21 protein-coding genes and 1 pseudogene are annotated in these 24,923 nt (G+C 60.8%); 7 read left to right on the plus strand and 15 right to left on the minus strand.

What is annotated here, in order from left to right; translation table 11 throughout:
• On the minus strand, nt 1–251 hold a 251-nt coding region (locus tag PMX70_RS08255), incomplete at its 3' end, for a hypothetical protein (RefSeq protein WP_271743339.1).
• A 307-nt stretch (nt 252–558) separates the two neighbouring features.
• Here PMX70_RS08255 and PMX70_RS08260 point away from each other — a divergent pair.
• A complete protein-coding gene (locus tag PMX70_RS08260) occupies nt 559–1,698 on the plus strand; it encodes a DUF389 domain-containing protein (RefSeq protein ID WP_271743340.1) in 1,140 nt (379 codons plus the stop codon).
• Between the two features lie 67 nt (nt 1,699–1,765).
• On the opposite strand, the gene PMX70_RS08265 is transcribed toward PMX70_RS08260, so the two are convergent.
• The 11 genes and pseudogenes from PMX70_RS08265 to PMX70_RS08310 all read right to left on the minus strand — a co-directional run bounded on the left by PMX70_RS08265 (nt 1,766) and on the right by PMX70_RS08310 (nt 14,637).
• Nucleotides 1,766–1,888 (minus strand): hypothetical protein, encoded by a 123-nt coding sequence (locus PMX70_RS08265; protein ID WP_271743341.1) that lies wholly within the window; start codon nt 1,886–1,888, stop codon nt 1,766–1,768.
• Nucleotides 1,889–1,911: 23 nt separating this feature from the next.
• Nucleotides 1,912–2,268 (minus strand): annotated as a pseudogene (locus tag PMX70_RS10160) (aryl-sulfate sulfotransferase); the annotation flags it as partial.
• Nucleotides 2,269–2,353: 85 nt separating this feature from the next.
• A complete protein-coding gene (locus tag PMX70_RS08270; protein ID WP_271743342.1) occupies nt 2,354–7,135 on the minus strand; it encodes a 2-hydroxyacyl-CoA dehydratase in 4,782 nt (1,593 codons plus the stop codon).
• A gap of 11 nt (nt 7,136–7,146) precedes the next feature.
• Nucleotides 7,147–7,857, minus strand: a complete 711-nt coding sequence (locus PMX70_RS08275) for a TetR/AcrR family transcriptional regulator (RefSeq protein ID WP_040358972.1) — start codon at nt 7,855–7,857, stop codon at nt 7,147–7,149.
• A 121-nt stretch (nt 7,858–7,978) separates the two neighbouring features.
• Nucleotides 7,979–8,836: an HAD-IIB family hydrolase gene (locus PMX70_RS08280; RefSeq protein WP_271743343.1), complete on the minus strand. Its 858-nt coding sequence runs from the start codon at nt 8,834–8,836 to the stop codon at nt 7,979–7,981.
• Nucleotides 8,837–8,950: 114 nt separating this feature from the next.
• Nucleotides 8,951–10,213 carry an MFS transporter gene (locus PMX70_RS08285; RefSeq protein ID WP_138339552.1) on the minus strand — a complete coding sequence of 421 codons (1,263 nt, stop codon included), beginning with the start codon at nt 10,211–10,213 and terminating at the stop codon, nt 8,951–8,953.
• A 101-nt stretch (nt 10,214–10,314) separates the two neighbouring features.
• A complete protein-coding gene (locus PMX70_RS08290) occupies nt 10,315–10,977 on the minus strand; it encodes a TetR/AcrR family transcriptional regulator (protein WP_035137606.1) in 663 nt (220 codons plus the stop codon).
• A 74-nt stretch (nt 10,978–11,051) separates the two neighbouring features.
• A complete protein-coding gene (locus PMX70_RS08295; protein ID WP_271743344.1) occupies nt 11,052–11,390 on the minus strand; it encodes a P-II family nitrogen regulator in 339 nt (112 codons plus the stop codon).
• 211 nt (nt 11,391–11,601) lie between these two features.
• Nucleotides 11,602–12,879 carry an ammonium transporter gene (locus PMX70_RS08300; RefSeq protein WP_271743345.1) on the minus strand — a complete coding sequence of 426 codons (1,278 nt, stop codon included), beginning with the start codon at nt 12,877–12,879 and terminating at the stop codon, nt 11,602–11,604.
• Nucleotides 12,880–13,077: 198 nt separating this feature from the next.
• Nucleotides 13,078–14,097, minus strand: coding sequence for a putative ABC transporter permease (locus PMX70_RS08305; protein ID WP_271743346.1), 1,020 nt, complete (start codon nt 14,095–14,097; stop codon nt 13,078–13,080).
• 3 nt (nt 14,098–14,100) lie between these two features.
• Nucleotides 14,101–14,637, minus strand: coding sequence for an HD domain-containing protein (locus PMX70_RS08310; RefSeq protein ID WP_271743347.1), 537 nt, complete (start codon nt 14,635–14,637; stop codon nt 14,101–14,103).
• 228 nt (nt 14,638–14,865) lie between these two features.
• Here PMX70_RS08310 and PMX70_RS08315 point away from each other — a divergent pair, with 228 nt between their 5' ends.
• From PMX70_RS08315 to PMX70_RS08340, 6 genes are all read left to right on the plus strand, one after another.
• On the plus strand, nt 14,866–16,647 hold the full coding sequence (locus tag PMX70_RS08315; RefSeq protein ID WP_271743348.1) for a 1-deoxy-D-xylulose-5-phosphate synthase: 1,782 nt from the start codon (nt 14,866–14,868) through the stop codon (nt 16,645–16,647).
• Between the two features lie 380 nt (nt 16,648–17,027).
• On the plus strand, nt 17,028–18,023 hold the full coding sequence (locus tag PMX70_RS08320) for a glutamate ABC transporter substrate-binding protein (RefSeq protein ID WP_271743349.1): 996 nt from the start codon (nt 17,028–17,030) through the stop codon (nt 18,021–18,023).
• A 139-nt stretch (nt 18,024–18,162) separates the two neighbouring features.
• Nucleotides 18,163–18,822, plus strand: coding sequence for an amino acid ABC transporter permease (locus tag PMX70_RS08325; RefSeq protein ID WP_022094657.1), 660 nt, complete (start codon nt 18,163–18,165; stop codon nt 18,820–18,822).
• Entirely contained in the window at nt 18,819–19,652 is an 834-nt protein-coding gene (locus PMX70_RS08330; RefSeq protein ID WP_271743350.1) for an amino acid ABC transporter permease, read from the plus strand. The genes PMX70_RS08325 and PMX70_RS08330 overlap by 4 nt, the downstream gene beginning before the upstream one ends.
• Before the next feature lie 36 nt (nt 19,653–19,688).
• Nucleotides 19,689–20,453: an amino acid ABC transporter ATP-binding protein gene (locus tag PMX70_RS08335; RefSeq protein WP_089572310.1), complete on the plus strand. Its 765-nt coding sequence runs from the start codon at nt 19,689–19,691 to the stop codon at nt 20,451–20,453.
• A gap of 87 nt (nt 20,454–20,540) precedes the next feature.
• Nucleotides 20,541–21,350 carry a gamma-glutamyl-gamma-aminobutyrate hydrolase family protein gene (locus PMX70_RS08340; RefSeq protein WP_271743351.1) on the plus strand — a complete coding sequence of 270 codons (810 nt, stop codon included), beginning with the start codon at nt 20,541–20,543 and terminating at the stop codon, nt 21,348–21,350.
• Nucleotides 21,351–21,599: 249 nt separating this feature from the next.
• Here PMX70_RS08340 and PMX70_RS08345 read toward each other — a convergent pair whose 3' ends face one another.
• From PMX70_RS08345 to PMX70_RS08355, 3 genes are all read right to left on the minus strand, one after another.
• Entirely contained in the window at nt 21,600–21,812 is a 213-nt protein-coding gene (locus tag PMX70_RS08345; protein WP_271743352.1) for a hypothetical protein, read from the minus strand.
• 23 nt (nt 21,813–21,835) lie between these two features.
• Nucleotides 21,836–23,716 carry a diguanylate cyclase gene (locus PMX70_RS08350; RefSeq protein WP_271743353.1) on the minus strand — a complete coding sequence of 627 codons (1,881 nt, stop codon included), beginning with the start codon at nt 23,714–23,716 and terminating at the stop codon, nt 21,836–21,838.
• 211 nt (nt 23,717–23,927) lie between these two features.
• Complete coding sequence (locus PMX70_RS08355; RefSeq protein ID WP_271743354.1) at nt 23,928–24,725, minus strand: alpha/beta fold hydrolase; 798 nt, start codon at nt 24,723–24,725, stop codon at nt 23,928–23,930.
• Nucleotides 24,726–24,923: the final 198 nt, after the last annotated feature.

The raw sequence follows: 24,923 nt of genomic DNA on the forward strand, positions 1-24,923 counted from the left end.
ATGGGCTGGCGCCAGCATGGAGAGAATCTAGGTAGCTCAACGGAGAAAACCGTTGACAAAACTATAGGAACACCCCCCTGAACAGAATCGCCGTTATCGGTTGACGGTGCGGCGATTGCCGCCAGCGGCGACATGAGCGGCTGAGCGATGAGGCCCGCTGTCAAAACGGTTGCGACGGCGCGGTTAGCAACGCCCTTGACGTTGACGGCCTTGGCCCGAGGCTCAAAGTGCTGTGGACTGTAGTTTGCCATGGCTTTCTCCCTTTGACACGGATGTATCCATACGCTTCAAAATGTAGGAGCTGATTTTTGAATTCTGTTGCGCAACATTGGTTACCGGCGGATTTTTTGAAATTTGCACTCTCGTGCTTCACAATTTCGTCACATATATGGGAGCTGGTGCATCATATTCTTGCGGGATCGAATTGAGCCTGTAATTTGCATTTGCTCCCGCGTCATCCGCCCTATCGGATTCCGCATCCAACAGACACCCCGCCCGCCACGGTGTAGAGTTAAGACAACGGGCGCGTTGCGCGGCCCGTGCCAGAACGAGGTGGACATGGAACTCGATAAACAACAGATCAAGCGACTGCGTGAACGCCATCACCGGCGCCACGGCATCCGCCCTGCCCATAGTGAGGCTGCCGAACAGGCTGGTCGTTTTTTAAAGCGCGCATTCAACATTCGCGAGGGTCGCGCGCCCTACCACGTGATTCGCAAGCGCTTTGTAAACGGGGCACGCCTGACCGGCTCTCACCTGTGCATCCTCATCATCGCCATGCTCATCGCAAGCATCGGCCTCGATATCGACTCGGGCATCGCCATCGTGGGCGCCATGCTCATCTGCCCGCTCATGGGCTCGGTCCTTGCCATGGCATATGGCATTGCCACGCTCGACCGCGAGATCACCGTCGAGGCCATTGCCAGCCTCGCACTGCAGATGGTCTTTTGCCTGGTCACGTCCACGCTGTATTTTAAGCTCTCGCCCCTTGGCACCACCACGGCCGCCATTATCGACAACTCGACGCCCACCGTGTGGGACCTTGCCGTCGCGCTCGCGGGCGGCTTTGCGGGTGGCCTGGGCAACTCGCGCGACCAGGAACCCGCCACGCTCATCGCCGGCGTGGCCGTGGCGACCGCGCTCATGCCGCCCCTGTGCGCGGCGGGCTACGGCATTGCCATCGCGAGCGGGTCGCTGTTCCTCTCGGCCCTCTACGAGTTTGGCATCAACGTCGTCTTTATCGCACTGGCGGCCGAAGCCGTGCTGCTTCTTCTGCGCGTGCCGCTCAAGCGCGACCTGAACGGCGACGGCATTGTGACCGCCGAGGAAAATGCCGAGGTCGACGAGCTATCGCGCAAGGTGCGCCGCCGCATTATTTTGGGCACGGCGATCTTTGCCATTCCCTGCATCGTTATGACCGTGGGGTCTATTGGCTCGGCGCAGGCCGGCGTGCAGGACGGCTACGGCGTCACCGAAACTACGCGCGAACTTGCCGCGGTGCTGCCGGGCTTTAAGGATTACACCGTCGCCGTCGAGACCTCGGCTGCCGAGGGCGAGGAAGAGGGCATCGTCGAGCGCGAGGTTGTCGCCCACGTGACGACAAGCGAGGCGCTTGGGGCACACGACCGTCACGTCGCCCGCAAGCTCATTGACCTCAACGTGCCCGAACTCGATCGCGTGGAGTTTGATGTGAAGTGATGCGGGACGCGAGGTGGGCCCGGCACGAGAGCGCAGCCGCGGGGCGCAGGCACAGCCAAGCGCAGCGCTACAGCTCGTACTTGTACACGCGGTAGATGTACTTCTCGGCTTCCATCTCGTAGGTAGCGATGGGTAGACCGTAGCGGTCGTACTCGGTAAAGGTCTTGGCCTGGCCCGATGCCACGAGCATACTATCTGAATCGCCGACGCGCTGCTGACGTAGCCCGAGAACGGCACCGCGATCTGGTCTTCGAGCCCGTAGGTGCGTGCCACCTCGTCCACCGTAAAGATGCGCCCAAACGAATGCGAGCCGCGGCTGTAGTCGGTCACCACCGCGGCGCCCAGCTGGCCCCAGTCGAACTTGGGATAGCTTTCGGCCGCACCAAAATTGTTGTCGTACAACAGCACCTGGTAGCGATCGGTCGTTGCCGTGTCGGAACTTGGCAGATAGGTCACGCTGTGCTGGCCCGCGTTGAGCGAATAATCGCCTTGGGCCTGCAGTAACTTGTCCTCAAAGCCCGAACCGGCCCAAAAATCGGGCAAGCCCATGGAAGGCTGTAGCAAGGTCATTTGCGCAACATATGTCCAGCAAAAACGGGTGGTAGCCGGTACGGCTACCACCCGTTTGTCTCATATCCAGCCCATAGCAGGCCAGTTACTTCTTAATACCACGTCCCAGACGCTTGGCGACCGATGCCACGACCTCCTCGCCGGCCGATCCGCAGCTCACGCAGCCATCGTGGGCACGCATCTGGCCGGTGACCTCGTCCATCGCGAGCGGTGCCACCTTCTCGAGCTTAAAGCCCTTGCCGGCGCGCATGTTCTCCTTGGCCACGCTAATCATGAGCTTAATGCGGTTGAGCTGGTTGACCTCGGATGCACCGGGGTCGTAGTCCACCGCAACAATGTTGCTCTCGGGGTGCTGGCGGCGCAGCTCCTTGATCACGGCCTTACCCACCACGTGGTTGGGCAGGCACGCGAAGGGCTGTGTGCAGATGATGTTAGGCGCGCCGTGGTCGATCAGATCGAGCATCTCGGCCGTGAGCAGCCAGCCCTCGCCCATGTTGTTGCACACCGAAAGCACCGTGCGGGCCTTGTCCGCCATGGTGCCGATGCGCTCGGGCGCCTCAAAGCGGCGGGACTTTTCGAGCATCTCCTCCACCGGCGTACGCATCCAGTCCACGAGCTTGATGAGCGCCTGCATACCAGCGCGCGTGGTAGCAGAGCTTCCCAGCTCGTCCTTCTGCAGCTCGGCGTTGCTCATGGAGTACAGGAAGAAGTCGAGCAGACCCGGCACCACGGCCTCGCAGCCCTCGCGCTCGATCACGTCGACCACGTGGTTGTTGGCCGTGGGATGGAACTTGACCAGGATCTCGCCGACCACGCCCACGCGCGGCTTGGTACCCTCGCCCACGAGCGGCATAGTGTCGAACGCGCGGATGGCCTCGCGGCACAGCTTGGTGTAGTTGTGGCGGTTGAACTTGGGCGCCAGCATGCGGGCGCGCGCCATGTACTCCTCGTAGAGCGCATTGGCGGCACCGGGCGTTGCCTCGTACGGGCGGCAGCGGTAGAGCATCTGCATCATTACGTCACCAAAGAGCACCGCGTAAACTGCCTGCTTAAGCAGCGCCGGCGTAATCTTAAAGCCGGGGTTGTCCTCGCCGAGCGCCACGGCCGAAAGCGAGATCACCGGGATCTCGGGGTGGCCGCTCTCGCGCAGGGCCTTGCGGATGAGTGCGATGTAGTTGGTGGCACGGCAGCCACCGCCGGTCTGGCTGATGACCACAGCTGTCTTGGACAGGTCGTATCGACCGCTCTCGATGGCCTCCATGATCTGGCCCGTCACCAGAATCGACGGATAGCAGATGTCGTTGTTCACGTAGCGCAGGCCGGCCTCGACAGCATCGTGGTCAGTCGAGGGCAACAGCTCCAGGTTGTAGCCAGCACCACGGAACACCTCTTTGACCAGGTCAAAGTGGATCGGCGCCATCTGCGGGCACAGGATGGTGTAGCCCTCGTCGCGCATCTGCTCGGTAAAGGGCACCTTGGGCCACGCGGTCGAAGCACTCTCGCGCTGCGCCTCGAACGTGTACTTGCGGCTCGCGAATGCGGGGGCATCCGTGGAGGGCGCCACCGGCGCGGCATCGCCCTGCTCGTAGGCCTCGCCCGCGGCCGTGGCCTCGGCCAGGCGCTCGGCCTCCTGGTCCTTAAGCGCGGCCATGAGCGAGCGGATGCGGATGCGCGCGGCGCCCAGGTTGGACACCTCGTCGATCTTGAGCACGGTGTAGATCTTGCCGCTGGCCTCCAGGATCTCCTGCACCTGATCGGTGGTCAGGGCATCGAGGCCGCAGCCGAAAGAGTTGAGCTGGATCAGGTCCAGGTCGTTGCGCATCGTCACAAAACGGGCGACGGCGTACAGGCGGCTGTGGTACATCCACTGGTCGACGACGCGGATGGGGCGCTCGGGCTTCACGAGATGCGCGAGCGAATCCTCGGTAAAGACCGCAAAGCCAAAGCTCGAGATAAGCTCGGGCAGGGCGTGGTTGATCTCGGGGTCGTTGTGGTAGGGACGACCGGCGAGCACGATGCCGTGACCGCCGTGGTCCTCGACCCACTTAAGAGCCTCCTCGCCCATGGTCTGGATATCCTCGTGGAAGCGCGCGTCGGCCTCAAAGGCAGCGTTGACGGCGGCATCGACCTCGGAGCGCGTGATCTTGGGACCGCGCACGCGACCGCGACCGGCTTGCGCATCGGCCACGCGGTCGACGGCGAGCACCTGGTACAGACGGCGCTTGAGCTCGGTCTTGTCGTGATAGGGCACAAACGGGTACAGGAACTCGATGTTCTGCTCGCGAATCTCGTCGATGTTGAGTGCCAACGCCGTGGGGTAGCTCATGACGATGGGGCAGTTGTAACAGTTGCCGGCGGTCGGATCCTCCTTGCGCTCCCAGCGCACGCACGGCATCCAGATGAAGTCGACATCGCGGTCGATAAGGTTCATCACGTGGCCGTGGCTCATCTTGGCCGGATAGCACACGCTCTCGGACGGCATGGACTCGATGCCCGCCTGGTAGGTCTTTTTGCTCGACTGGTCGGACAGCTGCACGCTAAAGCCCAGACGCGTAAAGAACGCGTGCCAGAAGGGGTAGTTCTCGTACATGTTGAGCGCGCGCGGGATGCCGACGGTGCCGCGCGGGGCCTCGTCGGGGCTCAGCACCTCGCGGTTAAAGAGCAGCTCGTTTTTCTTTTTGAAGAGGTTGGGGGCCTCGGTCTTCTGCTTTTTGTGGCCGGCGCCCTTCTCGCAGCGGTTGCCGGTGATAAAGCGCCTGCCGCCGCCAAAGTCGTTGACGGTAAGCTGGCAGTTGTTAGAGCAACGGCCGCAGCGGACATGCTTTTGCGTCACGGTGAGGTGTGCGATGTCCTCGGCCGAGAGGATGGTCGAGGTGCCGTCGGCGCCGGCGCGATCGCGGGCGAGCAAGGCCGCGCCGTAGGCGCCCATGCAGCCGGCGATGTCGGGACGCACGGCATGAACGCCGGTGAGCTGCTCAAACGCGCGCAGCGTCGCATCGGACATAAAGGTGCCGCCCTGGACGATCACCTGGCTGCCGATCTCCTTGGGGTCGCGCAGCTTAATGACCTTGAACAGGGCATTCTTGATGACGGAATAGGACAGGCCGGCCGCGATGTCGCCCACCGTGGCGCCCTCCTTTTGCGCCTGCTTGACGCGCGAGTTCATAAAGACCGTGCAGCGGCTGCCCAGGTCGACCGGGGCCTTGGCATGGATGGCGGCATCGGCGAACGCGCGCACGTCCATGTTCATAGAGACGGCGAAGCTCTCGATAAAGCTGCCGCAGCCCGACGAGCAGGCCTCGTTGAGCATGATGTGTTCGATGACGCCGTCCTTGACGCGCAGGCACTTCATGTCCTGGCCGCCGATGTCCAGGATAAACTCGACGCCGGGCAGGAACGCCTTGGCGCCGCGCAGGTGCGCGACGGTCTCGATCTCGCCGGAGTCGGCCTTGAGGGCCTCGATGAGCAGCGCCTCGCCATAGCCCGTGGTGGTCACGTGGCCGATGGTGCAGCCGGCGGGGATGTGGTTGTAGAAATCGGCCATGATGACCTTGGCCGTGCCCAGGATGTCACCGTTGTTGTTGCCGTACCAGGTGTGCAACAGCTGGCCGTCCTCGCCCACGAGTGCGGCTTTCATGGTGGTGGAGCCGGCGTCGATGCCGATGAACACGCGGCCGGCGTAGCCGTCGAGCTTGCCCTTGGGGACGACCTCGGTGTCGTGGCGGGTCTTGAACTCGGCAAAGTCCTCGTCGGTGGCAAAGAGCGGGTCCAGGCGCTCGACCTCGGCACCCTGTGTGTCACCCAGGGCATCAATGGCCTCGATGAGCTGCGGGAACGTGCTGAGCTTGTTGGACTCGTGCGCCATGGCGGCGCCGCTCGCCACAAACAGGTGAGCGTTTTGGGGCACGATACGGTGCTCCTCGTCCAGGCTGAGCGTGAGGTAGAAGCGGTGGCGCAGCTCGGAGAGATACTGCAACGGGCCGCCCAGGAAGGCGACGTTGCCGCTGATCGGACGGCCGCACGCCAGACCCGAGATGGTCTGGGTCACGACGGCCTGGAAGATGGAGGCGGCCACGTCCTCGGGGCGGGCGCCCTCGTTGAGCAGCGGCTGCACGTCGGTCTTGGCAAAGACGCCGCAGCGGCTGGCGATGGGATAGATGGTGGTGGCGTTGGCCGCGAGCTCGTTGAGGCCGCTGGCATCGGTGTGCAGCAGGGTGGCCATCTGATCGATGAACGCGCCCGTGCCGCCGGCGCAGGTGCCGTTCATGCGCTGCTCGATGCCGTTGTCGAAGTAGATGATCTTGGCATCCTCGCCGCCCAGCTCAATGGCGACATCGGTGGCCGGGATGAGGGTCTCGACGGCACGCTTGCTGGCGATGACCTCCTGGACAAACTCCAGGTCGAGCCACTGGGACAGCAGCAGGCCGCCCGAGCCGGTGATGGCGCAGGTCATCTGGGCCGTCGGCAGCACGGTCGCGGCACCCTCGAACAGGTCGCGGGCGCAGGCACGGACGTCGGTGTGGTGGCGCTGGTACTTGGCGTAGACAATCTGGTTGTCGTCGTTGAGCACGGCGAGCTTAACGGTGGTGGAGCCCACGTCGATGCCCAGGTGCAGGTTGCCGTGGGCGGCCTCGGGGTTGAAGATCGCGCCTTCGGGGGCCTGGCCGGCGGCTACGGGCTCAGCGGCGGTGGCGGGCTCGCTAGCGACGGACGTCTCCCCTGCCGCGTTCTTGGCATCGGCAACTGCCTCGGCAACTTTCTCGGCAGCCGCGGTCGCGGCCTTCTGCGCGGCGTCCACCACGGCGGGCGCGGCCTCGCGTGCGGCAGCGACCATGCGGTCCTTGATGCCCTCGACGAGTTTGCTCATTGTCTCTCCTCTTAGTTGTTGGACTCGACGGTTGCGGCGGTGTCGGCCGCGTCCTCGAGCTGCAAGTTCAATAGCTTCATGCCGTATTCCGGCACGTTGATATCGATGGGTTGGCCATACAGGTCACCAGGGCGCACAAAAGCGAGCACCGTCATAATGCGCGCCATGGCCTCGGGCGATTCGGTGAGCCCACGCTCAAACCAGCGCTGAATCATGCCGACCTCGGCACTCACGACGTAGGTAACGTAGTAGTCAAAGAACGTGCCCAGCGCCAGGCCCAAAATGCCCGTCTGTGCACGCGGCACCACAGCCTCGCGCGCGGTGTCGATGATCCTTTTAATGAAGGCCTGGTCGCCGCCCGGACCCAGCAGCGCACCGATTAAGTCGCGGTTGGCCGCAAGATAACGCAGCAGCTCAACCGAACCGGGCGCCGGCTCGAGCTCATCGATGTTGTGATAGAGATCGGGCAGCTGAGCTGCGGTGATGAGCTCAATTCGCTCACGGATCTCGGCCAGCAAGCCGTCCTCGATTTGATTGATAAAGTCGGGGATATCGCGGTAGTGCGAATAGAACGTGCGGCGCGTAAGGCCGGCACGCTCGGTGAGCGACGCGACGTTAATGCGCGAAAGGTCGCCGCTTTCGGCAAGCTCGCTGGCAAGTGCCTGGCGAAGGGCACGCTGCGAGCGAAGGGACCGGCGATCGCATTTCTCGAGCTGGGACAAGCGTCCTCCTTGTTACTCAGCCTGTGCGCTATTGCACAGTGCGAGTATTATTGCACACCGTGTGCATCAACACGTAAAGGCAATATTTGGAATGTGACGAGGGGGCAGTCCCTTTGTCACATTATTCGATGATGGTGCGGGAGCTCTGCTTATGCATGGTGGCGAGCATGTGTTTGGGGACGGCGTGGACCATGCAGCTGCCGATAGTTGCGCTCGCGGCGACCTTGGCTGCATCGCTAGCGTTTTTGGTCGCGTAGCTGTGGCGGAAACGCTTGAGCATGGCGATGTCGTTGCCGCCGTCGCCGTAAACCGCGACCTCATCCTCGGCAATACCGTAGTAGCCCGCCAGCCAGGCCACGCTCTCGCCCTTGTTGCACGCCACGTCCGTGATCTCGAACATCACCGGATCGAACGGCGCGTTGACCACACGGTCCGAACGCTCGGCCAAATACGCCTTAAGGTCGCGCTCCAGCTCGGGCGAGGTCACGCGGCAGTTGATCTTGCACACGTCATGACGCAGGATGTCACCGATCGACTGGTCGAAGTACTGTTCCTCGTGGTACCCGCCACGCGCACGCATGCCGCGCATCACGATGCGCTTGATAGGGCTGTCCTTTTTAAAGCCCGCCTGGTGCATCTCGAACGATCCGCTCGAAAACATGCCGTCGGGCGTGGAGCAGTCAAAACAGATATCCGGAAACTCCTTGAGCAGCTCCTCGGTGATCTGTGGGTCGATAGTCCAGGTCTTGAGCACCTCGCCATGGCTGTCGCGCACGATGGATCCGTTGGAGCAGCAGGCGTCAAGCGCCAGGCCCGTAAAGCCATGCTCGCCAATCGGCAGCGTCGAGCGTCCGGTCGCGGGAACCACATGCAGGCCAGCCTTGGTCAGCTCGCGGATGGCACGGCGGATGGTCCCATCCGCCTCGTGCAGGGCGTTCAGCAGCGTTCCGTCTAAGTCACTCGCAAACATCTTGATCATGGGCACGTCTCTCCTTCGTCTGCACGATATTGTAGACGAGAACGGGCGTGCCCAAACAATGGCGTCCCGGCGCGACGTGCCACTGCCTCCACAAATTCACGGTGCCCCAGTGCCTTAAGACATTCGCCATAAGCGACTTTTCAGCCGATAAAACAGCGCTGTCATCAACGTCAGCACCGCCAACATTCCTGCGAATACAATCGCCGGAGTCCATCGATCATATGCGAGCCCGTAAACCAATTGGCCAATAGGCGTTGCGCAGGAAAGCGCCATGTAAACGAGTGCCAGCACTTTTCCGCAGAGTTCCTTTGGCGCTGACCGCTGAACGAATGAAACGACTTCAACCGATGTAACGCTTGCCCACGCCATGACCCATGCCGAGCCGGCCGCAAGCGCGACAAACGCAAATTCGTTAGGACCGCTCAGTAGCGTGACAATAATCGGTACGACTCCTAAACAGATCATCGCAACATATCGACATATGCCCTTGAAGGAAAAACGATGCGGCCAAATACCGACCAAACCACTGCCGACAAGACCACCTAAGCCCATAGCCACCTCAATAATCCCAACAAAGGATGACTGCATTCCGAGATGCTTTGCAACAATAACGGGAGCACCAATCGTTAACCCAACTAACGCAAGGTTCAAAATAGCCGCAATCAAAAACACAACGAGCAATGATGAGTTTTGAGACAGGTACCGAATCAACTCCCGAAAATCGTTTCGGCGTGTCGTACGAGTCGCGCCGTCCCCCATCGTTTCAGATGAGGCATTTTGCTTGAGTGCGCCCCCGAACAGCAGGGCTGAAATCGTAAACGTCAACGCCGCGGTTTCGCATAGAGTATCGATACCAAAGCACCCATAGACTGCCGTCCCGACTACAGGCCCCAAGATATTGCTCATCATGATTATCTGCGAGACCAACGCAGTGGCACGCTCAACCTTTTCTTGGCCCGTCATGCGCACCGCCTCAATTTGAAGCATCGGTTTCAGCAGCGATTGGATGCCATATTGGACGCAAAGCATTGCTGCCACGACAACCGCAAGAGGCAGCGAACGCTTCATGGGGATAAACAGCAGTGATGCAGCCATCAGAACAATGCCGAGTACCACAAGAACCCCGCGATGTCTTCCCCGATCCGCCAAAATCCCGCCAACCGGAGTCGCGAGCACGCCCGGTATGAACGCTATCGCCGCGACGGCGCCATATAACGTTGAGGAGCCGCTGCAATCGAACAAGTAAAGCGGGCACGCAAAGCACAGTGCCGACAGCATCGAATACGCACACAGCTGTGCAACAAGAAGACCAAATAGCCTGATAGATCGCACTGTTTTTGGCGCCAATGAAACGCTAATTCTTCGCATCCCAGCCATAAGCCTGCCCCCAAATACATACTGTTAGTATGTATTTAATGACTTGAAAAGGGCAGCCGTGGCTACCCTCACAAATCAATTACATACCGTTGGTATCTATATTACCACCCGGCACGGTTCCATACGTCCCAAATCTGGGCCGTTGTCTGGAGCACTTCATTACCCAAATCAAGCCCCACCGCGGCCGCCATCTGCGCCAAACATTGTGCGCGAGCAAGCATTCGCTCCTTGGGCTCGAGCGGACGGAACAATGGCAGCAGCCAAAGATTCGCTAACAACGATACGGCCTCCGCTGCTTCGCGCGGGCATTCGCACGCAATGGAGCCGTCGGCGATGCCCTCCTCGATTACTGGCAAGAGATTGCCATCGGCCGACTCGTCAAACGAACCTTGGTACTGCATCGCCAGCAGCCGCGAGCTTTTTACCGGATCTGCCGCAGGATGCATGCGAGCCCATAGCTCGATTTGCGGAACGACGGACTCGGGCGCATAAAGTCGTTTGAGCTTTTGAGCTCCCGTCATATTGCCAGCACCGAGTGTCGCGCGACGGTGCTCAGCAATCGGAGCCGTTGCCCGATCAAATGCGGCGTTGAAAATCTCCTCTTTGCTCTTAAAGTGATGATAGACAGCACCCTTGGTCATGCCATCGAGGCGGTCGACGATGTCTTGAATGCTCGTCCCCTCATAACCCTGTACGCAGAATAGCTCCAGCGCCGCGTCGAGAATCTTCGCGACAGTCTCCTCGGGATATTTATTACGACCCATAATCCGTCCATCCGCAACGCAAGTCTTGTGCCTCATTGCAGCATTTTAACGTTGCGGATGGCAGGCGGTCGATTCTACACCGCGGCGGGGCCGTGTTCGCCGGTACGGATGCGGATGACTTCCTCGACCGGCTCGACCCAGATCTTGCCATCGCCGACGGCTCCGGTGCGGGCGGCGTTGCAGATGATGTCGACAATGCCATCGACGTGCTCATCGACGCAGATAAGAGTGAACTGCACCTTAGGGATCGTGTTGACAAGCAACTCGTTGCCGCGCACGTATTCCTTCCAGCCATGCTGCGCGCCGCAGCCCTGCACCTGGTTGATGGTCATGCCGCGAACATCGGCAGCAAACAGCGCGTCTTTGAGAACCTCAAGTTTTTCCTGACGGACGATCGCCGTGATCTTCTTCATAGTGAATTCCTCTCTTTAGTAAAGAAATGAATTGTCCTTCACATGGCACGGGTTTTCCAGGTGCCGCAAACCAACCTCAGAGATCAATAAGTTCAACTGACTGGTCTTAGCAGGTTTCCCAAGTGCCGCAGATTGCCGTGAAAGAGGAGCGAAGCGTACTTAAGTACGTGAGCGACGATTGAACGGCAAGGTGCGGTGCTTGGGGAAGCTGCTAATCGAGTCCGGAGAAAGAAGGATAGGCGCTCTCGCCGTGCTGACTCGCATCCAGACCCAGGGCCTCGTCGGCCTCGTCCACGCGCAGGCTGCCGCGGAACAGTGCCTTGACCACCGCGACAATCACCAAATCGAGCACCAGCACAATAGCGACCGTCACCACAATGCCCAGAATCTGCGAAACGAGCAGCGACACGTCGCCCGTGTAGAACAGGCCGCCCTTACCGGTCCACGAGAGCTCCGGCACGCAGAACAGGCCCGTGAGCACGCCGCCCAGGATGCCGCCGATACCATGGCAACCGAACGCGTCGAGTGCGTCGTCGTAGCCAAACTTGGTCTTAAGATGGCTGATGGCCAGATAGCAGACGGGCGAGACGATCAGACCCATGACCAGCGCCGCCCACGGCTCGACAAAGCCCGCACCCGGCGTGACCACCACAAGGCCCGCAACCAGACCGGTGCTGGCGCCCACCAGCGTGGGGCAACCGGTGTGCACGCGCTCAACGGCAAGCCACGAAACCATACCCGCCGCGCTGGCCGTCACGGTGTTGAGGATGGCGAGCGCCGCCACGGCGTCGGCATTAAACTCGCTGCCGCCGTTAAAGCCAAACCAACCAAACCAAAGCAGACCGGCGCCCAGCGCCACAAACGGCACGTTATGCGGACGGTAGCTCACCATGCCAAAGCCGCGACGACGGCCGAGCATTAGGCAGAGGATCAGGCCCGTGAGACCGGACGAAATGTGCACCACGTCGCCGCCCGCAAAGTCGAGCGCGCCGATGATGTCGCCGATAAAAGAGCCCTCGCCGCCCCAAACCATGTGGGCGAGCGGCGCATAGACCACGAGCAGCCAAATGCCTAAGAAGGCCGCCATAGCGCCAAACTTAACGCGACCTGCCAGGCTACCCGTAACGATGGCGGCCGTGATCATGGCAAACGCCATCTGGAAGGCGATGTTAATGATCTGAGGGTAGGCGGCGCCGTCAGTGGCATTGCCCTCGGCCGCCTGCAGCACCTGGTTGAGTACCGGCAGGCACAGCAGCTGGTCAAGGCCTCCAATAAACGGGCTGGAACCGTCGCTGCCGTAGGCCAGCGACCAGCCGGCAACAATCCACAGCACACCAACCAGGCCAATGGCGCCAAAGCACATGAGTATGGTGTTGATGACATTTTTGCGCCTGGACAGGCCGCCATAGAAAAACGCCAGACCCGGTGTCATTAAAAACACAAGCATGGTGCAGATGAGCATAAACGTTGTCGATCCCGTATCGTACATTCGCTCCCCCTTGATCGCATGAACGTTGTCGGCGCCCATAATGCGGCCGAGGGGCAACTGGTGTAGACCAGATACGGCGTTGTTAAACGCTGCGTTGTCGAATGGAAACGGTGCCGCAATCTTAGAAACGGCGCGGCAACGGACGCGAAACGAACGGGAAATACGCGAGCAAGGGAGCCGTGAGCGCGCCCATCCCGGCTAGCGCCGAAACAGCTCGTGGGCGCGGTCGCGGAGATTAGTTGCTCGGATGACGCCCTCGTAGCGATTGATGCGCAAACGCGGGAAGGCATTGAAGAAGCGCAGGTCGCGACGACTGAGCGACACGCTCGGCACCGGACGGCTCATGCGCTTGCCGGCAAGGCGACGACCGAGCGACGGACGCGGCATGCTCGGCGCGGCATCGGCCACGCGGCGGGCGGCAAGCGCCAGGCCGCGAGCACCATCCGCGATAAACGTCGGCATCGAAGCCTTCTCGCGCAGGGCATCGAGCGCGGCGTCACCCAGCTCGGCCAGCCACGCGTTAACGGCACGGCTACGGATGTGCGTCTGTGCCACCGAGTCAATCGTAGAATCGGGAATACGTTCGAGCATTGAGTCCGAGGCATCGGCAAGCGACTCATTGATGCGGTCGGCAAGGTCGGCCCGGACGCGCTCCAGCTGATCAGACAGACGCCGCCAGCTCGCCAACGAGCACACCGCGTCGACCATCATCGCGACCGCGACGATAAAGGCGGACAGCCGCACAATCAGCACCGGCAGATGGCCAAGCAGTCCCAGCAATGTCGGCTCCACTAAACGACAAATGCACAACGCACCCAAGCCAAACGCGCAAGCCCAGTACAGACAGATGCGTCCGTGCAAGTTAAACGGCAGGTGCGAGTAATCCCAAAAGCGAGCGCCCGTTGTTTTTTCCAACAGCACGCCTACGCTGTACTCAATCACGCTGCATACGAGCGCTGCAGCGACAAACTGGCTCAAGGCATCCGAAATCCCGCGCAACAGCAGCCAGCAGGCAATGCCGCCCGCGCCATAGATGGGGCAGCACGGCCCCAGCAAAAAGCCACTGTTGGCAAATCGTCCGTGATTGAGCATGGCGCATACTGTCGACTCCCATGCCCAACCGCAAAACCCGTAAAAGGCAAACGGGAGCACCAGTGCCGAGAGTGGGCAGGCGGCAAGCGTCGCGCCGCCAAACGCCATATTAATCGCGGTCCCCACCGTCTACCCTCTCCTCTTTTCACTCGATTCGCTGCTCACGCCATCGTCCGCCTCGTCCTTGCGCCGCAGGCGTCCGGCGACCGTCTCACGCAGAGCACACCATTTATCCGCCAGGCAAACAATCCACGCCTCGCGACACGTCGGCGGCACCGGCACCAGCGGAAACATATGCCGCACGATAATATTCCGTTCGCGCGGCGTCAGCTCAAAATCTTCCTCCGCACGTGCCAGGGCAAAAAATGGATGCCGAAATCCGTGCAGTCGATGGCTCGGGTCGGGGTCGTGCCAATCGTAGAGAAAGTAATCGTGCAGCAGGGCCCCGCGCAACAACGAAGCACGGTCGACCGAAATGCCAGCACGGCCCAAGCGCTCGGCAAAGGACAGGCTCGCCCGCGCTACCGAAGTCACATGTGCATAGACCGTCACGTCGCCATGCTGGATAAACTCGTGCGTCAGGTCCAAGCGGCCCGCCTGGGCCAGCTGGCGGGCGGCATAGTCGACCTCGTGCGCGATTTTTTCGGCACGAACGGCATCGGACATGCTGCCTCCTTCCAGCGACTCACGGCGACAAGCCACGGCCTGTGCACAATCGATAAAAACATCATGGAACATATCAGTATGGCATCGGACAAAACGTTTTGCCCCACCAGTTGGCGAATTACCGCGCCGCCGTCACATATCAAACGCCAAAATGTGCGAGACTGTCTTGTGCAATTGTGCCGGCCGAGGGAGTGCCGGCGCACGATTCGCATGGAGTAACCCACAACGATGCTGCTTACGCAAACGACAACGCCCGAGGACGTCAAGGCTCTCGACCGCGCCGAGCTTCCGCTGCTCTGCGGCGAGATCCGTCAGGCAATCCTCGAAAGCTCCGCCGCCGTCGGCGGGCACGTTGCCCCCAACTTGGGCGTCGTTGAGCTTACGGTTGCGCTTCATCGCGTATTTAACTCCCCCATCGACAAGATTGTCTTTGACGTTTCGCACCAGACCTACGCCCACAAGGCGCTGACCGGGCGCGCGTACACTTATATCGATCCGGAGCGTTATGGTGAGGCTTCTGGCTTTGCCAATCCCGACGAGTCCGAGCACGACCTGTTCGCCATGGGCCATACCTCCACGTCGGTGAGCCTGGGCTGCGGCTTGGCACACGCCCGCGATCTGGCGGGCGACAGCTACAACGTCATTACCATCATTGGCGACGGTTCGCTTTCGGGCGGTCTGGCGTTTGAGGGCTTTAACAATGCCGCCGAACTCGATAGCAACCTGATCATCATCGTCAACGATAACGACCAGTCCATTGCCGAGAACCATGGCGGCCTGTATCGCAATCTGGCCGAGCTGCGCGCCAGCAACGGCACCTGTGAGCGCAACGTTTTCCGCGCGATGGGGCTCGACTACCGCTACCTGGACGCCGGTAACGACGTGTTGGCCCTCGTCGACGCGTTGCAGGAACTGCGCAATATCGATCATCCCATCGTGCTGCACGTCTCGACCGCCAAGGGCAAGGGCTTTGAGCCAGCCCAGAACGACCCCGAACGCTGGCATCACGTGGGTCCGTTTGACATGGCAACTGGACGCAAGCTCTGCCCGGGCCATCCGAGCGAGCCTGCGCCGCGCACCTATGCCGACATTACGGGCGAGGCGCTCAGCGCCGCCATCGGGCGCGATCCGCAGGTCGTGGGCATCACGGCCGCCACGCCCTACATCATGGGCTTTACACCTGAGCTTCGCGCTGCCGCCGGCAAACAGTTCGTCGATGTGGGCATTGCCGAGGAGCACGCCGTGACCTTTGCCACCGCGCTTGCGCGCTCGGGCGCCAAGCCAGTCTTTGGTGTGTACGGCACGTTTTTGCAGCGCGCCTACGACGAGCTGTGGCACGATCTGTGCCTCAACGACGCCCCCGCAACCATTCTAGTGTTTGGCGCGTCGATCTTTGGCACCACGTCCGAGACGCACCTCTCGTTCTTTGATATTTCCATGCTGGGCGGACTTCCCAACATGCGCTACCTGGCACCGGCCTGCATGGAGGAATATCTGTCCATGCTGAGCTGGTCACTCGACCACCGCGAGCATCCCGTGGCGATCCGCGTGCCCGGCATTGGCCTGGTGAGCCGCCCCGATTTGGCGCCCGCCGAGGACACCGACTACAGCGCCGTTCGCTACAACGTCGTACGTCAGGGCCGCGATGTGGCCGTGCTTGCGCTTGGCGATTTCTTTGAGCTGGGCGAGCGCGTGGCAAACCGCTTGGCTGCCGAGTACGGCATCGAGGCCACGCTCGTCAACCCGCGCTTTGCAACCGAACTCGACCGCGAGTTCCTCGACAGCCTTGCCACCGAGCATCGCGTTGTCGTCACCCTCGAGGACGGCATATTGGACGGCGGCTGGGGCGAGCGTGTCGCGTGCTACTTGGCCTGCACGCCAGTGCGCACACGCACCTTCGGCATCGCCAAGGGCTTCCCCGACCGCTACGACCCCAACGAACTGCTCGCGCAGAACGGCATGACGGTCGAGAACATGGCCGCCGAAACCGTACGTCTGCTGAACGAGTAGAAAAAACCTCCGCAAGGGAAGCACCCCTGCGGAGGTTTTTATTTTCGCGACGCGATTATCTCAATCTGTAACATCTAGGGCCCGAATTCCCGTCTAACTGTTTCAGATTGAGACAAAACAGCAAGGCAGGCCGCCACATCTGCAAGAACCACCACAAAGGTGCCTGTCCCCTTTGTGGTGGATTTCAAAGCACTATCTCAGCTGCAATAATCGACGTTTGCCCAAGTAAAACCTGCCAAAATAAACCTGTCCCTTTTTGGTAGGTAGAATAACCCATAAAGTAAGTATGTTTCTGAGTTATTTCGTGTTGACCCATTTGAGCGCGATAGGGTATAACTCTACTCAACCGCTAGGGATTTTATTGAGAAAGGTGTTCTCCTATGAGCAAGAACCTCTCCCAGCAGGTCGTTCTCGACCGCCGCGGCTTTGTCGCCGCTACCTTCGCAACCGTCGCCGGCCTTGGTCTTGCCGGCTGCTCCGACACCAGCGCCGAGGCCGACAAGGGTTCCGCCGCCGGCTCCTCCAAGAGCTCCGAGGATACCGAGGCTTCCACCACGCTCGACGCTAAGGCATTCGACAAGCTCGTCGACAACGGCCCCAAGGCCGATGACGACGCCATCGCCGCCAGCACCTGGGCCACGGCCGTTAAGGACGCCGGCGTCTTTAAGATCGGTGGCGTTCAGACCTCCACGCTCTTCTCCCTCCTCAACGAGAAAGACGGTCAGACCCGCGGCTTCGATGCCGGTATCGCACAGCTCCTGTCCAACTACATTCTGGGCGAGAACAAGGTCGAGATCACCCAGGTGACCTCGGACACGCGCGAGTCCGTCCTGCAGAACGGCCAGGTCGACGCCGTCTTTGCCACCTACACCATCACTGACGAGCGCAAGAAGCTTGTCTCCTTTGCCGGCCCCTACTACTACACCCAGCAGGCCATCCTGGTGCTCGCCGATAACGACGACATCAAGAGCGTCGACGACCTGGCCGACAAGAACGTCGCTGTCCAGTCCGGCTCCAACGGCCCCGCCATCCTTGAGGAGTTCGCTCCCAAGGCCAGCCAGCAGGAGTTCAAGACCGACGAGGAGGCCCGCCAGGCACTCCAGCAGGGCCGCGTTGACGCCTACGTCATCGATAACAACATGCAGCAAAGCGCCCTGGTCCGCGAGCCCGGTAAGTACAAGATCGCCGGCAAGCCCTTCGGCAGCAAGGAGCCCTACGGCATCGGCCTACCGCTCGATTCCGACGGCGTCGCCTTCGTTAACGACTTCCTTAAGAAGATCGAGGACGATGGCACCTGGACCGAGCTGTGGCAGATCTGCATTGGTGACCGTACGGGCGACACCAATGTTCCCGAGCTCCCCGAGGTCGGCGCCTAAGCTCGCAAGCTGGGCATCAGCCGCTGCGAAACCATACGGAAACGCACGATTCGCTTTATTGCGCTAAACTGTTTCCTCACTGAGTTGTCGGGGCTTCCGTACACACGGGAGCCCCTTTCCTTATCGGCGGGAGGTCCGCATGAGTCTCTCCGAGCTCTGGTCGCTCTATGGCCAGAACTATATCGACGCGCTGCTAGCAACCTGGGGCATGACGCTTGAGTCGTTTGCCATCGCCATGGTGCTGGCCGTCGCCGTCACCGTGATGCGCGTGTCGCCGCTCAAGCCGCTGCGCGTCTTTGGCGACCTGTATGTCCAGGTCTTCCGTAACATCCCCGGCATCGCGCTGCTCATCATCGTCGTCTACGCGCTGCCGCCGCTCAAAGTCGTCCTGCCCTACCGCACCTGCGTTATCGTCGCCACGGTCCTTTTGGGCTCGGCCTTTGGCTCCGAGAACTTTATGAGCGGCATCAACACCGTCGGCGTCGGCCAGGTGGAAGCCGCCCGCTCGCTCGGCATGAGCTTCAGCCGCATCCTCGCCAAGATCGTGATTCCGCAGGCGCTGCGCTCGAGCGTATTGCCCATGACCAACCTCTTTATCGCCGTCATGCTCACCACCGCGCTCGGCAGCCAGGTGCCGCTTAAACCGCAGGAGCTCACCGGCGTGGTGAGCTACATCAACACGCGCTCGCTCGGCGGCGTCGCCGCGTTCTTTATCTCGGCGCTCGGCTACCTGGGCACGGCCTTTGTGGTGAGCCACATTGGCAACTACATCGATAAGAAGGTGAGGATCCTCCGATGAGCAAACATTCCTCCCCTGCACTTACCATGCGCGATGCGCTCTACGAGGCTCCCGGCCCCAAGATGCGCGCCAAGATTCGCATCGGCACCGCCATCTCGCTTGTCGCCGTCGCCGTGCTCGTCGTCCTCGTGCTGCAGCGCTTTTATGTGACCGGTCAGCTTTCAGTCCACTATTGGTATTTCTTTACGCACCTCACCACCTGGAAGTTCCTGCTTGCCGGCTTTGAGGGCACCGTTAAAGTCGCACTCACCGCCGGCGCCATCGCGCTGGTGCTGGGCTTAGCCCTTATGCTCGGCCGCACCAGCGACATTAAGCCGTTGCAGCTGGTTTGCCGCGTGCTCACCGATTTCTTCCGCGGCGTGCCGAGCCTGCTGTTCATCTACTTCTTCTTTTTGGTGCTGCCCCAGTACAAAATCGCGCTGCCGTCGTTTTGGATGCTCACGCTTCCCGTCGCGCTCGCTGCCGCCGGTGTACTTGCCGAGATCTTCCGTGCCGGCGTCAACGCCGTGCCGCGCGGCCAGGTCGAAGCCGCCCAGGCACTCGGTCTCTCCAAAGCTAAAATCACCTTTAAAATCGTGTTACCGCAAGCCATTCGGTTTATCATTCCGTCGTTGATTTCGCAGCTTGTGGTCGTAGTCAAAGACACCACCGTCGCCTATGTGGTGAGCTACCCCGACCTCATGCAAAACGCCCGCGTGCTCATTACCAACTACGACGCGCTCGTGTCGGTCTACCTGGTAATCGCGGTCATCTATATCCTCATCAACGTCGCGATCAACAAGGCCGCTGTCTACGTCTCGCACAAGACCGGCGCGACCATCATCCGCTAACGCTTTACCATTTCGAGTCATAAGGAGCCGAGCACCATGGCACAGAGCACCTCTTCTACCGGCAATCAGCCGCTGATTGAGCTCAAGCACGTCGATAAGCACTATGGCGATCTGCACGTCCTCAACGACATCAATCTCTCGGTCGACCGCGGCGAGGTCGTCGTGGTGATCGGTCCCTCGGGCTCGGGCAAGTCGACCATGTGCCGCACCATCAACCGCCTGGAAACCATCGACTCGGGCGAGATTCTCATCGAGGGCGAGCCCCTGCCGCAAGAAGGCAAGGATCTTGCCCGCATGCGCGCCGAGCTGGGCATGGTTTTCCAACAGTTCAACCTGTTTGCACATATGACGGTGCTGCAGAACGTCATGCTGGGACCGGTCGACGTGCTGGGCGTGTCCAAAGAGGAGGCTCGTGAGCGCGCCATGGACCTGCTGAGCCGCGTGGGCGTGGCCGAGCAGGCCGACAAGGTACCCGCACAGCTTTCGGGCGGCCAGCAGCAGCGCGTGGCCATCGCCCGCTCGCTCGCCATGCAGCCCAAGGCCATGCTTTTTGACGAGCCCACGAGTGCCCTTGACCCCGAAATGATCAACGAGGTGCTCGAGGTCATGGTCCGTCTAGCCCAGCAGGGCATGACGATGATCGTCATCACGCACGAGATGAACTTCGCCCGCCGCGTGGCCGACCGCGTCGTGTTTATGGCCGACGGCCAGATCGTGGAAACCGGCACGCCCGACGAGTTCTTCGACCACCCCCAGACCAAGCGCGCCCAGGACTTCCTCAACTCCATCAAGGGCCACTAACCCAATTGCCACGCGGGCAAATTCATCAGTAACGTTTGCCCCGCGCCACCCCTGTGCCATGTCCACCCGGATTCGAAAGCCGCAACCATGATCGGAACCCGCACCTCATCGTCCTACACCCCGCATGTCGACGTCGCCCCCGCCGACCGTCCGCTCATCCTCGTCGCGCCGCGCTGGGAAGAGGCAAAGCCGTTTTTGAGCGAGACGCTCTCCCCCAACGAGGAAATCGCAAGTGTCTTTGTCGATGCCATCCTTGCCGCCGGCGGCCTGCCGCTGCAGATGTCCATCACCGAGGACATTGAGGTCATCCGTCATTACGTCGATATCGCCGACGGCGTCGCCATTCCCGGCGGCCCCGATGTCAATCCCAAACGTTGGGGCGATGATCGGCCCTACGACCCCACCCTCTGCTGCGAGATCCGCGATAGCTTTGAGTTTAAGCTGGTCGACGAGGTACTCCGCGCCAAAAAGCCGCTCTTTACCACCTGCCGCGGCACGCAGCTGCTCAATGTCGCCACCGGCGGCACCCTGTGCATGGACGTGCCGAGCCTGGGCGCGCGCGAGGGTCGCACGCAGTGGCGCCACACCCACGTGCTCAACGACCCCGTGCACCCTGTCGAGGTCATGCCGGGCTCGCTGCTGGAGCGCGCGGTTGGCGGGCACAGGCTGATCCAGACCAACTCGGCACATCACTGCTGCGTCGATCGTCTGGGTAAGAGCACGCGCTTGGTCGCCAAGGCAACCGACGGCGTTCCCGAGTGCATCGAGGTCGAGGGGCAACCCTTCTGCCTAGGCGTGCAATGGCACCCTGAGTACACGTGGAAGACGCTCGAGACCGACTTTAACCTGTGGAAGTCGTTTGTCGAGGCAGCGGCAAAGGTTAAGCAGGCGCGCTAGCTCGCGAACCGCATAACAGATAAGGGCGCCCCGCCGGCCACATGGTCCGGCGGGGCGCCCTTTTGCCTATACGCGGCAGGCACACAGCCCAAGGCTCACAACCTCTTACTCGCCCGCCTCGCGCAGGGCCGACATCGTAGCCGCATATTGCTGCTGCAACGCATGCATTCCCTCGCGAGCGCCGTCAACGAAATCGGCGCCGCGCAGCGCCTCGGTCACCACGACCGCCGGCTCGTACAGATTATCGAATCACAGATTCTGACTCACGCCCTTGAGCGTGTGCGCTGCCATAAACGCACCTTCGGCGTCTCCTGCCGCCATGGCGGCCTCCAGCTTGTCCATGCTCTCGTCATCCAAAAACTTGAGGGCAAAGCGGGTGAGCATTTCCTCGCCCATCAGCCGAGCGCAAGCGTCATCATAATTGGCGCCGATCTTCTCATACGTCTCGCGCATGGAAATCATGGATTAAAACTCCTTTGGTCAAACTAAATCGTGGGAAACTGAACGACATCGGCAGGGCGTGCCAATGTTTCGGCAATGCGGTCTTGCACCTCAAGCAAGCACTCGATAAGCAGCGGATTAAACGTGCCGCACTTACCGTCCAGAATCATCTGAATCGCCTGCTCGTGTGGAATGGCATCCTTGTACACGCGCACGCTCGTCAGCGCATCGTATACGTCGGCCACCGAAACCACCTGCGCGGCGATGGGGATCTCATCGCCCTTAAGGCCATCGGGATAGCCCTTGCCGTCCCAGCGCTCGTGGTGCCAGCGCGCAATCTGGTACGCGTATTCCATAAGCGCATTGCCGGCGTGATGGCTACCCAGCTCACGCAGCATGTCGGCGCCGATCGTGGTATGCGTCTTCATAATCTCGAACTCCTCGGGCGTAAGGCGTCCGGGCTTGTTGAGAATCGCATCGTCAATCGACATCTTGCCGATATCGTGCAGCGCCGAAGCCAGGGCGATCGTGGAGCGTTCCTCATTGTCGAGGGAGATCGTGCCGCTACGCTGGACCAGACAGCCAAGCAGCAGCTCGGTCAGCTTCTCGATGTTCGTAACGTGCCTGCCGCTCTCGCCGTTGCGAAGCTCCATGACGCCGGCCATGATATCGATGAGCATGCGACTGTTCTTGACGCGCTCGTTGTACTGCTGGGACAGCAGGTTCGTCAGGCGGCGCTGTTTGGCGTATAGGCGGATGGTGTTGCTTACACGGCGGCGCACGACACGGGAGTCAAACGGGCGGTTGATATAGTCCGAGGCGCCCAGCTCGTACGCGCGCAGAACCATATCATCGGAATCTTCGCTCGAAATCATGATGACAGGTAGATTGTCGATACCCGATCGGCGCGACAGATCGGCCAGTACCTCAAAGCCGCTTATGCCCGGCATGACAATATCCAGCAGCACGAGCGACAATTCATCGCCATAGCGGTCGACCATGTCGAGCGCCGCGCGACCGTTATCGGCCTCGAGGATGCAATACTCGTCCTTGAGCATCTCGCTGAGAATGGCTCGGTTCATCTCGGAGTCATCGACAATAAGCACCAAGGGCTTTTCGCTTTGGAAGGCCTCGATGGAATCGGCATCGGTCACGACCGTACCGGCTTTTGCCTTAGCGCGGCTCAATAACTGGACAGCGCGGCCAACGCCCTCATCGACCGTCTCGCCATGAATGCGAACGCCACCAACACATGCCGTCAAGCTCACGTACTCATGGCCCGGAATAATCGTGGAATGAACGGCATCGGATACCTGGCGCAGGCGACGGGCGAAGTCATCGGAGGGAATATCGGGCATGACGGCCACAAACTTGTCGCAGCCATAGCGCACAAGCTCGTCAGTCGAACGAATACCGCTGCGTATGGCTGTCGCCACAGCACCGAGCGCAAGGTCGCCGGCATGACGGCCACACGTATCGTTGAAGACCCTAAAATCATCAAGGTCGATCATCGCAACACCGGCCTTCATGCGGGCGCCACGGAGCTTTTCCTCGTAATATCGACGATTGCACACGCCCGTCAGCACGTCGGTGTAGACAAGGTCCTCTTCTGTGGCCTCTTGCTCATCAATCGGACGTACCATCAGCAAGACGTGAGGCTCGCCCTCGACCTTTAGAGGACGCAGACGGGCGCGGTACTCAACACCATCGTTGAGCAGTTGCTCCGACACCTCATCGGAGTCTGCCAAGGCCTCAAGGCTCGACTGACGCAGACAAGGGCACCGATTGCCGGCGAGCAGGCAGTTAGGCTCGCTCTTAATCTGATCGGCCGACAGCAAACGCACCACGGGGTAGGTCTTCGCGACGCGGGCGACCTCGGCGGCAGCCTCCTCGTCGGTTAGATTGACCTCGTGATTATTGAGCATATGGGGCCCTTTCGATAGTTTCGCATGGTAGCGGTGGGTTCCAAATGTTACAAGGTTAACACCTTGCCGATGCAGGTAAGCACGTGAATGCTGTTACATTTTTATGAGTTGGCAGACGGCGCGATTGAAGCCGCAGACGTGAGGTCTTGAGCACATTTGTTGACACGGCCGAAACGTTTGCGAGTGAAGCCTGTTTTGTTTTTTGCAGCTGTTAGAACCCCAGGATGCCACGGACAGTCTGGGCAGCCGCTGTCGGGCGATCGCGCAGGCCGTTGTGCGCGCCGGGAACCATTACGAGTGGACAGCCCAAAAGCTCAGCCGCCACCCTCGTACCAGCCTCGCGAGGTGTATCGACCGAAAGCTCGCCCAAAAACACGGCCGACACCGCCTTTGACGCGCGGGCGCGCTCCCAGTCGGGAGCATATGTCATATTTGTTCCGTATTCATTGGCCATAAAGCAACGACCATTGCGCAGGGCATGTTTGGCTTCCGCTTCGGTCGTCCCGGGAGCCTCGGGGTCCAAGTCGCCGAGGGCTCCCAAGAAAAGCCGGAGCGCCCTTGAAACCTTTCCAGCCGCAATCATATCGAGCAAAACCGGAGCTGCGCCCATGCCGACGCCTTCGGCCGACACAGCCGGCTCATGCAGAATCGCACGGGCGACGAGATGGGGTTCGGTGCGAAGAAGCTCCAGCGCCACCAACGTACCGGCGCTATGCGCAAGCACATTTGCCGGAGCGCCAACGTGTTCGATCACGGCTTGCAGGTCGGCGGCCTGAGCGGCAAGATCATAGCCGCCGTCTGCCGCATCACTGCTGCCACCGCAGCCGCGGCGGTCGTAGGCAATTACGCGGTAGTTGCGACTGAGCTCACAAGCGATACCGTCGAAAAATGTGCCGTCGACACAAGCGCCGTGCACGCACACCAAGGCAGGAGTATCAGGCGACACATCTGGGCCGGCATATTCGCGACAGGCAATCGTGGTGCCCGCATTCTCGACCGTAAAATCCATGTTGTGCCCCCATCACCAACGCTCATCCGGTTGCACGTCAGTGCGGTTGGATGGACCCGTATTGCCTTACGCCTTGTTAACAGATTAACTGTACCCGACCCGAGGCTTTTCATGGCACCGCATAATGAGCGACGTGAAAAAACGAAACTTGTAAAGCAAGAGCCCGCACCTTGCTTTGGAGCCGATGCTATGCTTAGG

Origin of the sequence: Collinsella aerofaciens, assembly GCF_028206795.1 — a bacterium.
GTDB classification, from domain to species: Bacteria; Actinomycetota; Coriobacteriia; order Coriobacteriales; family Coriobacteriaceae; genus Collinsella; species Collinsella aerofaciens_AX.

Excerpts from the sequence above, each read along its gene's own strand:
- PMX70_RS08325 (WP_022094657.1), top strand. The coding sequence starts at position 18,163 with ATGAGTCTCTCCGAGCTCTGGTCGCTCTATGGCCAGAACTATATCGAC.
- PMX70_RS08270 (WP_271743342.1), bottom strand. The coding sequence starts at position 7,135 with ATGAGCAAACTCGTCGAGGGCATCAAGGACCGCATGGTCGCTGCCGCA.
- PMX70_RS08320 (WP_271743349.1), top strand. The coding sequence starts at position 17,028 with ATGAGCAAGAACCTCTCCCAGCAGGTCGTTCTCGACCGCCGCGGCTTT.
- PMX70_RS08350 (WP_271743353.1), bottom strand. The coding sequence starts at position 23,716 with ATGCTCAATAATCACGAGGTCAATCTAACCGACGAGGAGGCTGCCGCC.
- PMX70_RS08280 (WP_271743343.1), bottom strand. The coding sequence starts at position 8,836 with ATGATCAAGATGTTTGCGAGTGACTTAGACGGAACGCTGCTGAACGCC.
- PMX70_RS08295 (WP_271743344.1), bottom strand. The coding sequence starts at position 11,390 with ATGAAGAAGATCACGGCGATCGTCCGTCAGGAAAAACTTGAGGTTCTC.
- PMX70_RS08290 (WP_035137606.1), bottom strand. The coding sequence starts at position 10,977 with ATGGGTCGTAATAAATATCCCGAGGAGACTGTCGCGAAGATTCTCGAC.
- PMX70_RS08335 (WP_089572310.1), top strand. The coding sequence starts at position 19,689 with ATGGCACAGAGCACCTCTTCTACCGGCAATCAGCCGCTGATTGAGCTC.
- PMX70_RS08260 (WP_271743340.1), top strand. The coding sequence starts at position 559 with ATGGAACTCGATAAACAACAGATCAAGCGACTGCGTGAACGCCATCAC.
- PMX70_RS08265 (WP_271743341.1), bottom strand. The coding sequence starts at position 1,888 with ATGCTCGTGGCATCGGGCCAGGCCAAGACCTTTACCGAGTACGACCGC.
- PMX70_RS08310 (WP_271743347.1), bottom strand. The coding sequence starts at position 14,637 with ATGTCCGATGCCGTTCGTGCCGAAAAAATCGCGCACGAGGTCGACTAT.
- PMX70_RS08315 (WP_271743348.1), top strand. The coding sequence starts at position 14,866 with ATGCTGCTTACGCAAACGACAACGCCCGAGGACGTCAAGGCTCTCGAC.
- PMX70_RS08355 (WP_271743354.1), bottom strand. The coding sequence starts at position 24,725 with ATGGATTTTACGGTCGAGAATGCGGGCACCACGATTGCCTGTCGCGAA.
- PMX70_RS08345 (WP_271743352.1), bottom strand. The coding sequence starts at position 21,812 with ATGATTTCCATGCGCGAGACGTATGAGAAGATCGGCGCCAATTATGAT.
- PMX70_RS08330 (WP_271743350.1), top strand. The coding sequence starts at position 18,819 with ATGAGCAAACATTCCTCCCCTGCACTTACCATGCGCGATGCGCTCTAC.
- PMX70_RS08340 (WP_271743351.1), top strand. The coding sequence starts at position 20,541 with ATGATCGGAACCCGCACCTCATCGTCCTACACCCCGCATGTCGACGTC.
- PMX70_RS08300 (WP_271743345.1), bottom strand. The coding sequence starts at position 12,879 with ATGTACGATACGGGATCGACAACGTTTATGCTCATCTGCACCATGCTT.
- PMX70_RS08285 (WP_138339552.1), bottom strand. The coding sequence starts at position 10,213 with ATGGCTGGGATGCGAAGAATTAGCGTTTCATTGGCGCCAAAAACAGTG.